Below are 13,691 nucleotides of genomic sequence, written 5' to 3'. Positions count from 1 at the left end.
AGCTGCCGAAGGCTGCGATCTTTTGATTTTGCTTTTTTTTGTCACAGCTCCGTGACAAAAGCCGCCCCCTTCGTTACCTGCCCGCCATCGCCCGTTGTTTAGACTGCCCCCAGTCATAACAACAAAAAAGGTACTCCCATGGACACCTTCCAACCCGCCTTCAGCAGTTGGCTGAACGCGCCTGCCCATCAGCAATGGCTTGCCACCGAAGGCCTGCGCCTGCTGGCATTCGCCAAGGCTGCAAAGCTTGCCGAAGGCTTCGGCAATCTCGATGAAAAGGGTCGCCTCCCGGCCAACGCGCAAGCTGAAACCATGAACACCGCGCGCATGACCCACAGCTTCGCCATGGCCCACATCCAGGGCCTGCCGGGTTTCGCCGAGCTGGTGGATCACGGCATCCAGGCCCTCAGCGGGCCGCTGCGTGATGCCGAACACGGCGGCTGGTTCGCCACGCCCGAACACCGTGACGGCAATACCGGCAAAGCTGCTTACCTGCATGCTTTCGTGGCGTTGGCCGCGAGTTCTGCGGTGGTCGCCCAGCGCCCCGGCGCACAAGCGCTGCTGGACGATGCAATCCACATCATCGACAGTCATTTCTGGAGCGAAGAGGAGGGCGCGATGCGCGAATCCTTCAACCGCGACTGGAGCGTCGAGGAAGCCTATCGCGGCGCCAACAGCAACATGCACGCCACCGAAGCCTTCCTCGCCCTGGCCGATGTCACCGAAGACAACCGCTGGCTGATTCGCGCCCAGCGCATCGTCGAGCGCGTCATTCACGATCACGCCGCGGCCAATGACTATCTGGTGGTCGAGCATTTCGACCGCGACTGGCAGCCGCTACGCGACTACAACCACGACAACCCGGCTGACGGATTCCGCCCTTACGGCACCACGCCGGGACATGGTTTTGAATGGGCGCGGCTGTTGCTGCATCTTGAAGCGGCGCGGGTGCAGGCCGGGATACTTACACCGGGTTGGCTGGCAACCGATGCGCAAAAACTCTTCGACCACAATTGCCGTCACGGTTGGGGTGTCGACGGAGCGCCGGGCATTGTCTACACCCTCGATTGGGATAACCGTGCGGTGGTTCGTCATCGCCTGCACTGGACGCACGCCGAAGCGAGTGCCGCCGCCAGTGCGCTGCTCAAACGCACCGGTGATGAGCAATACGAGCGTTGGTACCGACTGTTCTGGGAATTCTGTGACAGTCATTTCATCGACCGTTGCGATGGCAGTTGGCACCATGAACTCGATCCGCTGAACCGTCCGAGCGCCGACATCTGGGCCGGCAAACCCGACCTGTATCACGCCTGGCAAGCCGTTTTGATCCCGCGCCTTCCGTTGGCGCCGAGCATGGCCAGTGCGCTGGCGCAATTGTCCCAGAGCGTTGCTGTGTAACCATGTGGTGACATTCGCGCGTCCCTTCGTTACCTGCGAAGGGGCATCCCCTGTTTAGAATCCTATGCAGCGCAAGCACCAGACTTGCATGCATAACAACAAGAAAGGTACTACTAGATGAATGCGATTTCTCGCCTCGCTACTGTCATTTCTCTCGCTTCACTGCTTCCTGTTGCTGCATTCCCCATCAGTGCCCTTGCCGCCGATGCCAAAGGTTCGGTGGAAGTCGTTCACTGGTGGACGTCTGGTGGTGAAAAAGCAGCCGTCGATGTGCTCAAGGCCCAAGTCGAAAAAGACGGTTTCACCTGGAAGGACGGCGCAGTCGCCGGCGGTGGCGGCTCCACGGCCATGACCGTACTCAAAAGCCGCGCCGTGGCCGGTAACCCGCCGGGCGTTGCCCAGATCAAGGGGCCGGACATCCAGGAGTGGGGCAGCACTGGCCTGCTCAGCACCGACACCCTCAAAGAGGTTTCCAAGTCCGAAGGCTGGGATAACCTGCTGATCAAGAAAGTCTCCGACACCGTGAAATACGAAGGCGATTACGTCGCCGTGCCGGTGAACATCCACCGCGTCAACTGGCTGTGGATCAACCCGGAAGTCTTCAAGAAAGCCGGGATCGAAAAAGCGCCGACCACCCTCGAAGAATTCTATGCCGCTGGCGACAAGCTCAAAGCCGCCGGCTTCATCGCACTCGCTCACGGTGGCCAGCCGTGGCAGGACAGCACCGTGTTTGAAGACGTGGTGCTCTCGGTCATGGGCGCAGACGGGTACAAGAAAGCGCTGGTCGATCTGGACCAGAAAACCCTCTCCGGGCCCGAGATGGCCAAGGCCTTCACCGAGCTGAAAAAAGTCACCGGCTACATGGACCCGAACCGCGCCGGTCGTGACTGGAACATCGCTGCCGCCGACGTCATCAACGGCAAGGCCGGCATGCAGATGATGGGCGACTGGGCCAAGAGCGAATGGACCGCCGCGAAGAAAGTCGCGGGCAAGGACTACCAGTGCGTGCCATTCCCTGGCACCGAAAAAGCCTTCACCTACAACATCGACTCGATGGCTGTGTTCAAGCTCAAAGCTGATCGCAAAGGCGACATCGCCGCCCAGCAAGACCTGGCCAAGGTGGCTCTGGGCAAAGACTTCCAGAAAGTCTTCAGCATCAACAAAGGCTCGATCCCGGTGCGTACCGACATGCTTAACGACATGAGCGCGCTGGGCTTCGATTCTTGCGCTCAAGCGGCGGCCAAGGATTTCCTGGCTGACGAGAAAACTGGCGGCCTGCAACCGAGCATGGCGCACAACATGGCCACTTCCCTGGCTGTGCAGGGCGCGATCTTCGATGTGGTCACCAACTTCATGAACGACAAGAACGCTGACCCGGCCAAGGCCAGCGCGCAACTGGCATCGGCTGTCAAAGCTGCCCAGTAATCCCTGACGCCGCGTGACCCCTGTGGGAATGGGTTTATGTGGGAGTCAGGCTTGCCCGCGATGCAGGCGATTCGGTTTAACTTCAAACCGAGTTGATGCCATCGCAGGCAAGCCCGCTCCCACAGAAGCCCGCTCCCACAAGGGATCGCCGTGCCGATTTCTTTCCTCTTCACCTGGATTATCCCGATGAGCTCTGTGGCGGTTTTCAGCAAAGCCTCACCGTTCGACGCATTGCAGCGCTGGCTTCCCAAGCTGGTTTTGGCGCCAAGCATGCTGATCGTCCTGGTTGGTTTTTACGGTTACATCATCTGGACATTCGTTCTGTCCTTCACCAATTCGAGCTTCATGCCGAGCTACAAATGGGTCGGCCTGCAGCAATACATCCGCCTGATGGACAACGATCGCTGGTGGGTCGCGAGCAAGAACCTTGCGGTGTTCGGCGGCATGTTCATCGGCATCAGCCTGGTGCTGGGCGTGTTCCTCGCCGTGCTGCTGGATCAGCGCATTCGCAAGGAAGGCTTCATCCGCACCGTTTACCTGTACCCGATGGCGCTCTCGATGATCGTTACCGGTACCGCATGGAAATGGCTGCTCAACCCAGGTCTGGGCCTGGACAAAATGCTGCGTGACTGGGGCTGGGAAGGCTTCCGTCTCGACTGGCTGGTGGATCAGGATCGCGTGGTGTATTGCCTGGTGATCGCCGCCGTGTGGCAAGCCTCCGGGTTTGTGATGGCGATGTTCCTGGCCGGCCTGCGTGGCGTCGATCAATCGATCATCCGCGCGGCGCAAGTCGACGGTGCGAGCCTGCCGACCATCTACCTGAAGATCGTATTGCCGAGCCTGCGCCCGGTGTTCTTCAGCGCTTTCATGATCCTGGCGCACATCGCGATCAAGAGCTTCGACCTGGTGGCGGCGATGACCGCGGGTGGCCCGGGCTACTCGTCTGACCTGCCGGCGATGTTCATGTACTCCTTCACTTTCAGCCGTGGCCAGATGGGCATTGGTTCGGCGAGCGCCATGATGATGCTCGGCGCGATCCTGGCGATTCTGGTGCCGTACCTGTACTCCGAATTGCGAGGCAAACGCCATGAGTAATCAACTTGGCAAACCGGGCATCAGCTTCAGCCGCATCGCGATCTACGCAACTCTGTTGCTGGCCGCCGCGATCTATCTGGTCCCGCTGGTGGTGATGCTGCTGACCAGTTTCAAATCCCCGGAAGACATCCGCACCGGCAACCTGTTGAGCTGGCCGCAAGTGATTGATGGCATCGGCTGGATCAAGGCCTGGGACAGTGTCGGCAGCTACTTCTGGAACTCGGTGAAAATCACTGTGCCGGCGGTACTGATCTCTACGTTCATCGGTGCCATGAACGGCTACGTGCTGTCGATGTGGCGCTTCCGTGGTTCGCAACTGTTCTTCGGCCTGTTGTTGTTCGGCTGCTTCCTGCCGTTCCAGACCGTGCTGCTGCCAGCCTCGTTCACCCTCGGCAAGATCGGCCTGGCCAACACCACCACGGGCCTGGTGCTGGTGCACGTGGTCTACGGCCTGGCGTTCACCACGCTGTTCTTCCGTAACTACTACGTGAGCATTCCGGATGCGCTGGTCAAGGCGGCGCGGCTGGATGGCGCGGGCTTCTTCACGATTTTCTGGAAGATCCTGCTGCCGATGTCGATCCCGATCGTGATGGTCTGCCTGATCTGGCAGTTCACGCAGATCTGGAATGACTTCCTGTTCGGCGTGGTCTTCGCCAGTGGCGATGCCCAGCCGATTACCGTGGCCCTGAACAACCTGGTCAACACCAGCACCGGGGCCAAGGAATACAACGTTGATATGGCCGCCGCGATGATCGCCGGGCTGCCGACACTGCTGGTCTACATATTCGCTGGCAAGTATTTCCTGCGTGGGCTGACGTCCGGCGCGGTCAAGGGGTAGAACATGGCAACTCTCGAATTACGCAACGTCAACAAGACCTACGGTGCCGGTTTGCCGGACACCCTGAAAAACATCGAACTGAAGATCAATGACGGTGAGTTCCTGATCCTGGTCGGTCCATCGGGCTGTGGCAAATCCACCTTGATGAACTGCATCGCGGGACTTGAAAACATCAGCGGCGGCGCGATTCTGGTGGACGACGCCGACATCAGCGGCATGAGCCCGAAAGATCGCGACATCGCCATGGTGTTCCAGTCTTACGCGCTGTACCCGACCATGAGCGTGCGGGACAACATCGCGTTCGGCCTGAAGATTCGCAAAATGCCCACCGCCGAAATCGACGAAGAAGTCGCTCGCGTGGCCAAGCTGCTGCAGATCGAACACCTGCTCAGCCGCAAGCCGGGCCAGCTTTCCGGTGGTCAACAACAGCGCGTGGCCATGGGCCGGGCGCTGGCGCGGCGGCCGAAGATTTACCTGTTCGACGAACCGCTGTCCAACCTCGACGCCAAGCTGCGGGTCGAGATGCGCACCGAAATGAAACTGATGCACCAGCGTCTGAAAACCACCACGGTCTACGTGACTCACGACCAGATCGAAGCCATGACCCTGGGCGACAAAGTGGCGGTGATGAAGGACGGGATCATTCAGCAGTTCGGCACGCCGAAAGACATCTACAACAACCCGGCCAACCTGTTCGTGGCGAGCTTCATCGGTTCGCCGCCAATGAACTTCATTCCTCTGCGTTTGCAGCGTAAGGAAGGTCGTCTGGTGGCACTGCTCGACAGCGGTCAGGCGCGCTGCGAATTGCCGCTGGGCATGCAGGACGCCGGTCTCGAAGACCGCGAAGTGATCCTCGGCATGCGCCCGGAGCAGATCGTGCTGGCGGGCAGCGAGCCGAATGGTTTGCCGACCATTCGTGCCGAAGTACAGGTCACCGAACCGACCGGTCCCGACACCCTGGTGTTCGTCAATCTCAACGACACCAAAGTCTGCTGCCGCCTGGCACCGGACGTCGCGCCGGCCGTAGGCGAGACCCTGACCCTGCAATTCGATCCATCGAAAGTGCTGTTGTTCGATGCCAAGACCGGTGAACGCCTGGGGGTGGCCGGCCTGCCAAAAACCGAAGCTCACAGCGCCAACGTGGCCAAATTCAAAGGCCGCTGAAGAATCAAATGTGGGAATGGGCTTTTGTGGCGAGGAGGCTTGCCCCCGTTCGACTGCGAAGCAGTCGTAAACCGGTCACTGCTTTCTAATCCTGGATCGCGGTGACTGGTTTCAGGGGTGCTTCGCGCCCCAACAGGGGCAAGCCCCCTCGCCACAGGCTCGCTCCCACAGGGGGAATCCGTGGCGCCCGGACTGTCGTGCGTCACGACCGTTGTAAACCGCGTTAGATAAAAACAGTTAATAACAATAAAGACGAGGATGTAGGGATGAAGAAGAAGAACAACGCTCAGCTTATCTGCCAATTGTCAGCTCTTGCGATGATGATTATGGCCGGTAGCGCACACGCGGCTGACGCGTTCAGTGCCGACTCGCAGTGGATGACCGGGGATTGGGGCGGCGAGCGGACCAGGCTGATCGAACAAGGTATCGACATCAAGGCCGACTACGTTGGTGAAGTGGGCGCCAACCTGCATGGCGGCTACAACGACGACAAGACGGCGCGTTACGCCGACCAGTTTGGCTTGGGCGTGGCGCTGGACCTGGAAAAACTGTGGGGCTGGGATAACACCCAGGCGAAGATCCAGCTCACCAACCGTAACGGTCAGAACATCTCCAATGACCGTGTCGGCGACCCGCGTGCCGGCACCTTGAGTTCCTCCCAGGAAGTCTACGGCCGTGGCCATATGGTCCGTCTGACCCAACTGTGGATCAAACACCAGTTTCTCGACGGTAAACTGGACGTCAAGGCCGGTTACTTCGGCGAAGGCGAAGACTTCAACACCTTCCCTTGCGAGTTCCAGAACCTGGCATTCTGCGGTTCACAAGCGGGTAACTGGGCGACCAACATCTGGTACAACTGGCCGGTCATGCAGGCAGCGGTTCGCGTGAAGTACAACATCACGCCCGAGTTCTATGCGCAGATCGGCGCGTACAACCAGAACCCCTCGCAACTTGAGCACGGTAACGGCTTCAAGCTCAGCGGCAGTGGTACCGAGGGCACCGTCTTGCCGGTTGAATTGGTCTGGTCACCGAAGGTCAACAACCTGCCGGGCGAATACCGTGTCGGTTACTACAAGAGCACTGCTAACGCCGATGACGTACGTAAAGACGACAACGGCGACGATGCCGCGACCAGCGGCAACGCCTATCGCAGTCACGATAGCAAGCACGGCTACTGGTTCGTGGCGCAGCAACAACTCACCACCCACAACGGTGACGCTTCGCGCGGTCTGAACATCGCGGCCAACGCCACCTTCCACGACAAGGACACCAACTTCGTCGACAACTACCAGTCGCTGATGTTTGTGTACAAGGGGCCGTTCGATGCGCGTCCTAAAGATGACGTCGGAATCGGTTTCGCCCGTATCCATGTCAACGATGACGTGAAGAAAAACGCCGAGTTGGTCAACGCCGCCAATGGTGTCACCGACTACGAAGACCCGCTGTTTTCGCCGTTGCGTTCCACCGAGTACAACTACGAGATCAACTACGGCTTCCACGTTACCAACTGGCTGACCGTCCGTCCTAACCTGCAATACATCACTCACCCGGGCGGTGTGGATGAAGTCGACAACGCTCTGGTGGCTGGTCTGAAAATTCAGTCGGTGTTCTAACGCTGTTGCGATAAGCTCCTCTCTATGTGCGCATATTTGCGGACGGCCATGGCTGTCCGCTTTTTTTTGGGGCTGATCCGCCAGGCGGCTGGCGAAGCATTGTGGCGAGGGAGCTTGCTCCCGCTCGGCTGCGAAGCAGTCGTAAACGCGGCGAATGCGGTTTGCCTGAAGCACCGCAGTGAATGGTTTTAGGGCAGCTTCGCAGCCCAGCGGGAGCAAGCTCCCTCGCCACAGAGACATTCACTGGCTACAAAAGCGCTGTTGTTTTCAGAGATGGTGAGTACACCCATGATTTTCAGGACCGCGGCACATGCTTGAACATCCGCTACAACGCTTCTTCAAATCCTTGCGCGAACGTCCGGTGTTTGCGTGGGAGCGCTATCAGATGCGCGATGTGCTGGTGATCGACCATCCGCTGTGTCAGGCGGTGTTCAGTCGGCAGGGCGCGCAGTTGCTGCACTTCCAGCCAAAGGGTCAGAAACCCTGGCTGTGGTGCGCGGCGAAGTGGCCGCATGTCGGTGCGATTCGCGGCGGTGTGCCGGTGTGCTGGCCGTGGTACGGCCGTCATCCGAGCGAAAACGCCTGGCCGTCCCATGGCTGGGCGCGTTTGCTCGACTGGAAACTGCTCGACAGCAGCAGTGATGACGATGGCGTGCACCTGCACTGGCAGTTACAGCTGTGCGACTGGCAAGTGGACTTGCACGCGCACTTGGGTGAGCGCATGGATTTGCACCTGAGCACCGAGCATCAGGACGACATGCCGTGCCAGTTGAGCCAGGCGTTGCACGCCTATTGGCGTATTGGTGACGTGGGTGAGGTAGCGCTGTCTGGGCTCGATGGCGCGCAAGGTTACGACCAGTTGAGCCGCCAGGTTTGTCAGCAGGAAGGTGAGTTGCGGGTCGACGGCGGTTGTCAGCGAGTGTTCCAGCATGACGGCGAATTGCAGCTCAAGGACCACGCCTGGCAGCGGCAATTGTGCATCGACACCGGTGACCATGCAGACACGGTTGTCTGGCATCCCGGCTCGCGGCCGTTGCTGGGTGTGAGCTGGAACGAGATTTTAGAGTTTGTTTGTGTGGAAGCGGCCAGCGGCGGGACCGACAGCTTGAGCCTGGCACCGGGTGAGCGGGCGCATTTGAGTTTGCAGGCGCGGGTTGGAGCGTAGGAAAGATCAAAAGATCGCAGCCTCGCTTCGCTCGACAGCTCCTACAGGTTTACGCCAATCCCATGTAGGAGCTGTCGAGCGAAGCGAGGCTGCGATCTTTTAAGGTGGACTAATTGAACTCATCCCCAATCGGATACCGACTGGCATTCAGGCTTTCCTTGATCTTGCGCAAATGCGGCTGGAAATCCACGCCTCGGCGCAGGGTCATGCCGGTGGCGAGCACATCGAGCACGGTCAGCTGAATGATCCGTGACGTCATCGGCATATAGATATCAGTGTCTTCCGGCAACGGGATGTTCAGGCTCAAGGTGCTGGCCTTGGCCAGCGGCGAACCCTCGGCCGTCAGTCCCAGCACCGAAGCGCCATTTTCCCGGGCAATGCGCGCCACTTCCACCAGTTCGCGGGTGCGGCCGGTGTAGGAAATGATCACGAACAACTCACCGGTATGGGCTACCGAGGCGATCATGCGTTGCATCAGCACGTCGGCATGGGCGGTCACTGCCAGGTTGAAACGGAAGAACTTGTGCTGCGCATCCAGCGCCACCGGAGCCGAAGCGCCGAGGCCGAAGAAGTGGATCTGGCGGGCCTGGATCAACAAGTCAACGGCACGGCTGATCAGGCTCGGGTCAAGCGCCTGCAACGCGCTGTCCAAAGAGGCGATGGCGCTGCCGAAAATCTTTTTTGTATACGCTTCCGGATTGTCATCGGCTTCAACCGCCCGGCTGACATACGCCGCGCCACTGGCCAGGCTCTGGGCCAGCTGCAGTTTCAGTTCCGGGTAGCCGCTGACGCCGAACGAGCGGCAGAAACGGTTGACCGTCGGCTCGCTGACCTTCGAGGCCTGGGCGAGGGCGGCAATGCTGAACCGGGTGGCCTGCTCCGGGTTGAGCAGAATCACTTCGGCGACTTTGCGTTCAGCCTTGTTCAGGTCTTCAAGGCGATTCTGGATCTGTTCCAGTAAATTTCGCACGCGATCCATTTCATGTTCCTTAGGTCAGCAGCGCAAATAAGCGTTCGACTAATGCAAATTGGGCCTTTGATATGGCCCATAACGGTGGCCTATCCTACTGATGGCTCCGACCGACCACCACTCGGAATCTGTATTTTGCGAAAATGTTGTGGTTATTACTACATTTTCCCTTGAGTGATGCCTTGAAAAAAGGTATTTGTAGCTTAACTTGATAAAAGAACAAACATCATGCCTTCGATTACGGTTGAACCTTGCACCTTTGCCTTGTTCGGCGCTCTCGGCGATCTGGCCCTGCGCAAGCTGTTTCCTGCCCTTTATCAACTCGATGGCGCCGGCCTGCTTCATGAGGATACGCGCATTATCGCGCTGGCCCGTGAACCCGGCAGCGAGCAGCAGCACCTGGCATTCATCGCCACTGAACTGCGCCGCTACGTGGGCGCCAAAGAGCTGGATGAAGCGGTGCTCGAGCGCTTCCTGGCCCGTTTGAGCTACCTGCACGTCGACTTCCTCAAGGCTGACGATTACGTCGCCCTGGCCGAGCAGGCCGGCAGTGCCCAGCGGGTGATTGCCTACTTCGCCACCCCGGCGGCGGTGTATGGCGCTATTTGCGAGAACCTGTCGAAGGTCGGCCTGACCGAAAACACCCGCGTGGTGCTGGAAAAACCCATCGGTTCGGACCTGGAATCCTCGCGCAAGGTCAACGACGCCGTGGCGCAGTTCTTCCCGGAGAACCGCACCTACCGCATCGACCACTACCTGGGCAAAGAGACCGTACAAAACCTGATCGCCCTGCGTTTCGCCAACAGTCTGTTCGAAACCCAGTGGAACCAGAATTACATCTCCCACGTGGAAATCACCGTGGCCGAGAAGGTCGGGATCGAAGGCCGTTGGGGCTATTTCGACAAGGCCGGGCAGCTGCGGGACATGATCCAGAATCACCTGCTGCAATTGCTCTGCCTGATCGCCATGGACCCGCCGGCCGACCTGTCCGCCGACAGCATTCGCGATGAGAAAGTCAAAGTCCTCAAGGCGCTGGCGCCGATCAGCCCGGAAGGCCTGACCACTCAAGTGGTGCGCGGCCAGTACATCGCCGGGCACAGCGAAGGCAAATCGGTACCCGGGTATCTGGAAGAGCCTAATTCCAACACCCAGAGCGACACCGAAACCTTCGTCGCCCTGCGTGCCGACATTCGTAACTGGCGCTGGGCCGGCGTGCCGTTTTACCTGCGGACCGGCAAGCGCATGCCGCAAAAGTTGTCGCAGATCGTCATCCACTTCAAGGAGCCGTCGCACTACATCTTCGCCCCCGAGCAGCGCTTGCAGATCAGCAACAAACTGATCATCCGCCTGCAACCGGACGAAGGCATTTCCTTGCGCGTGATGACCAAAGAACAAGGCCTGGACAAGGGCATGCAGCTGCGCAGCGGTCCGTTGCAGCTGAATTTTTCCGACACCTATCGCAGCGCGCGGATTCCCGACGCCTACGAGCGGTTGTTACTGGAAGTGATGCGCGGCAATCAGAATTTGTTTGTCCGTAAAGATGAAATCGAAGCCGCGTGGAAGTGGTGTGACCAGTTGATCGCCGGGTGGAAAAAATCCGGCGATGCGCCCAAGCCGTACGCGGCCGGGTCGTGGGGGCCGATGAGCTCCATTGCACTGATTACGCGGGACGGGAGGTCGTGGTATGGCGATATCTGAATTGAAACTGCCTCAGGGCGTCAGCGCCCATGAGTTCAAGAGCCCGGTGCTGCTGGCCGAAGGCCTGGCATTGACGGTGGCCAAGCAACTGAGCGACGCCATTGCCGCACAAGGCGCCGCGACGCTGGTGGTGTCTGGCGGGCGCAGCCCGGTGGCGTTTTTCCAGCACCTGGCCAAGCAGAAGCTGGACTGGTCGAAGGTGGTGGTCAGCCTGGCTGACGAGCGCTGGGTGCCGGTGGAGCATGCCGACAGCAATGCCGGCCTGCTCAAGCGTTACCTGTTGCAAGGCCCGGCGGCCAAGGCTCAGTTCCTGAGCCTCTACAGTGCCACCGCCAACCTGGAACAGGCCGCCGAGCAGGCTGATCGCTTGCTCGCCGAATTGCCGCCGATTGACGTGCTGGTGCTGGGCATGGGTGACGATGGTCATACCGCGTCGCTGTTCCCCAACAGCCCGAACCTGGTCGATGCCTTGAAAGTCGACGGCACCCGCCGTTGCTGGCCGATGCTGGCGCCGACCGTGCCCCATCAACGCCTGACCATGAGTCGCGCGCTGCTGGCTTCGGCGAAGCACACCGTTCTATCGATTTCCGGTCAGTCCAAGCTGACTACCCTGAATGCCGCCCTGGCCGGTGACGATGTCGCCGCCATGCCGATTCGGGCGTTTCTGCAACCTACGTTAGAGATTTACTGGTGCCCATGAACCAAGGATCAGCCGCTATGACAAACACATCCCCGACCGTTTCCATGGCGGACAAAGTTGCCCTGATCGACAGCCTTTGCGCCAAGGCGCGGATCCTGCCGGTGATCACCATCGCCCGTGAACAGGACGTACTGCCGTTGGCCGACGCCTTGGCGGCCGGTGGCCTGACGGCGCTGGAAGTGACCCTGCGTTCGCAGTTCGGTCTCAAGGCGATCCAGATCCTGCGCGAGCAGCGTCCGGAACTGGTGACCGGTGCCGGCACCGTGCTTGATCGCAGCATGCTGGCCGCTGCCGAAGCGGCCGGTTCGCAATTCATCGTCACACCGGGCATCACCCGTGACTTGCTTGAAGCCAGTGTTGGCAGCCCGATCCCGTTGTTGCCGGGCATCAGCAATGCCTCCGGCATCATGGAAGGCTATAGCCTGGGTTATCGCCGCTTCAAGCTGTTCCCGGCGGAAGTCAGCGGCGGCGTCGCGGCTATCAAGGCCCTGGGCGGTCCGTTCGGCGAAGTAAAATTCTGCCCGACCGGCGGCGTCAGCCCGGCCAACATCAAGAGCTACATGGCGTTGAAAAACGTGATGTGCGTGGGCGGTAGCTGGATGCTTGACCCCGAGTGGATCAAGAACGGCGACTGGGCCCGCATCCAGGAGTGCACCGCCGAGGCGTTGGCCCTGCTGGACTGATTTACCGGATTTTTACCAAACACTTCGTTGTGTGTTCTACGGCTTTACGGTGCGCTTGGTCGGTGCACCGTTTTTTTTTGCCTGAAATAAAACCCTTATGGCTGCACCTTTTTTTGCCAAAAAAGAAAATCTGTAGAAAAAAAGCGATACATAGTTACCGCATCTCGTCGCTCGTCCAGCGTTACCCTGCGTTCATCTTATGGAAGAGAGAACGTCATGGACGACAATACTGCAATTACATCCCCACCTCCGGCTTGCCAACTGTCACCCGAACAGATCGCCGGCCCGTATTTTCGAAACCCGAAACTGATCAGACGCAACATCAGCGAAGGCGTGGACGGCATCCCCTTGGTGCTGCGGCTGACGATCGTCGATGCGATGACCGGTCAACCGGTCACCGGGGCGGTGGTCGATATCTGGCATTGCAACGCGCGCGGGGCGTATTCGGGGTGGAGCAAGATCAACCCAGACAAGAAAGTCAGCGTCGGCGATATCGGGTCGATCCCGCGTACCGATGATGATACCTACCTGCGTGGTGGGCAATTCACGGACAAAAACGGCATCGTCCGGTTTACCACGATCTATCCGGGGTTTTATGCCGGCCGAGCGCTGCACATACATGTCGCGGTACGCATCACAGCCGGCAACAACTATCTCGAAGAACGCCATGTCGCCTGGGTTGGCCAACTCTACTTCCCGGACGTAGCGTCGAGATCGGTGCTTAATGCCAGAGAATACAGCGGGCGCACCGTATCACCGCTGACAAACGATGAAGATTTTCACTACAAACACCGAGGCGGCGAAGCCTCGACCTTGAATGTCCATGCCATCGGTCGAGACTCGAACGACGACGGCTTTTTCGGGCACATGACCATCGGCGTCGACACGTTTGCAGTGTCATCGCAAATCAAGCCCGAGGACTTCGACAAATACACCGTGTGA

12 protein-coding genes are annotated in these 13,691 nt (G+C 59.4%); 11 read left to right on the top strand and 1 reads right to left on the bottom strand.

The window, feature by feature from the left end; translation table 11 throughout:
- Positions 1–138 precede the first annotated feature (138 nt).
- From ACZ89R_RS10830 to ACZ89R_RS10800, 7 genes are all read left to right on the top strand, one after another.
- Positions 139–1,398, top strand: coding sequence for a D-mannose isomerase (locus ACZ89R_RS10830; protein WP_429545808.1), 1,260 nt, complete (start codon positions 139–141; stop codon positions 1,396–1,398).
- Between the two features lie 117 nt (positions 1,399–1,515).
- On the top strand, positions 1,516–2,823 hold the full coding sequence (locus tag ACZ89R_RS10825) for an ABC transporter substrate-binding protein (RefSeq protein WP_429545809.1): 1,308 nt from the start codon (positions 1,516–1,518) through the stop codon (positions 2,821–2,823).
- 186 nt (positions 2,824–3,009) lie between these two features.
- Positions 3,010–3,918 carry a carbohydrate ABC transporter permease gene (locus tag ACZ89R_RS10820; RefSeq protein WP_007902369.1) on the top strand — a complete coding sequence of 303 codons (909 nt, stop codon included), beginning with the start codon at positions 3,010–3,012 and terminating at the stop codon, positions 3,916–3,918.
- Complete coding sequence (locus tag ACZ89R_RS10815) at positions 3,911–4,756, top strand: carbohydrate ABC transporter permease (protein ID WP_102616685.1); 846 nt, start codon at positions 3,911–3,913, stop codon at positions 4,754–4,756. The genes ACZ89R_RS10820 and ACZ89R_RS10815 overlap by 8 nt, the downstream gene beginning before the upstream one ends.
- 3 nt (positions 4,757–4,759) lie before the next feature.
- The gene (locus ACZ89R_RS10810) at positions 4,760–5,920 is read left to right on the top strand and encodes an ABC transporter ATP-binding protein (RefSeq protein WP_429545810.1); all 1,161 of its coding nucleotides are present in this window, start codon (positions 4,760–4,762) and stop codon (positions 5,918–5,920) included.
- A gap of 266 nt (positions 5,921–6,186) precedes the next feature.
- Positions 6,187–7,533 carry a carbohydrate porin gene (locus ACZ89R_RS10805; protein WP_429545811.1) on the top strand — a complete coding sequence of 449 codons (1,347 nt, stop codon included), beginning with the start codon at positions 6,187–6,189 and terminating at the stop codon, positions 7,531–7,533.
- Between the two features lie 310 nt (positions 7,534–7,843).
- Positions 7,844–8,698, top strand: a complete 855-nt coding sequence (locus tag ACZ89R_RS10800) for a D-hexose-6-phosphate mutarotase (RefSeq protein ID WP_008009461.1) — start codon at positions 7,844–7,846, stop codon at positions 8,696–8,698.
- A gap of 109 nt (positions 8,699–8,807) precedes the next feature.
- Here the strand turns inward: ACZ89R_RS10800 and ACZ89R_RS10795 are convergent, their stop codons facing one another.
- Positions 8,808–9,668: a MurR/RpiR family transcriptional regulator gene (locus ACZ89R_RS10795; RefSeq protein WP_177319492.1), complete on the bottom strand. Its 861-nt coding sequence runs from the start codon at positions 9,666–9,668 to the stop codon at positions 8,808–8,810.
- Positions 9,669–9,896: 228 nt separating this feature from the next.
- On the opposite strand from ACZ89R_RS10795, the gene zwf reads away from it, so the two are divergent.
- The 4 genes from zwf (at position 9,897) to ACZ89R_RS10775 (ending at position 13,691) form a co-directional block, all read left to right on the top strand.
- The gene (zwf, locus tag ACZ89R_RS10790) at positions 9,897–11,366 is read left to right on the top strand and encodes a glucose-6-phosphate dehydrogenase (protein ID WP_123495454.1); all 1,470 of its coding nucleotides are present in this window, start codon (positions 9,897–9,899) and stop codon (positions 11,364–11,366) included.
- A complete protein-coding gene (pgl, locus tag ACZ89R_RS10785; RefSeq protein ID WP_218397888.1) occupies positions 11,353–12,066 on the top strand; it encodes a 6-phosphogluconolactonase in 714 nt (237 codons plus the stop codon). Before zwf ends, pgl begins: the two co-directional genes overlap by 14 nt.
- A gap of 17 nt (positions 12,067–12,083) precedes the next feature.
- On the top strand, positions 12,084–12,749 hold the full coding sequence (locus ACZ89R_RS10780) for a bifunctional 4-hydroxy-2-oxoglutarate aldolase/2-dehydro-3-deoxy-phosphogluconate aldolase (RefSeq protein ID WP_008072964.1): 666 nt from the start codon (positions 12,084–12,086) through the stop codon (positions 12,747–12,749).
- 216 nt (positions 12,750–12,965) lie between these two features.
- On the top strand, positions 12,966–13,691 hold the full coding sequence (locus ACZ89R_RS10775; RefSeq protein WP_429545812.1) for an intradiol ring-cleavage dioxygenase: 726 nt from the start codon (positions 12,966–12,968) through the stop codon (positions 13,689–13,691).

This window comes from Pseudomonas sp. TE3728, assembly GCF_056279145.1.
The sequence above is the reverse complement of the archived record's forward strand: the minus strand, read 5'-3'. Positions and strand labels throughout refer to the sequence as shown.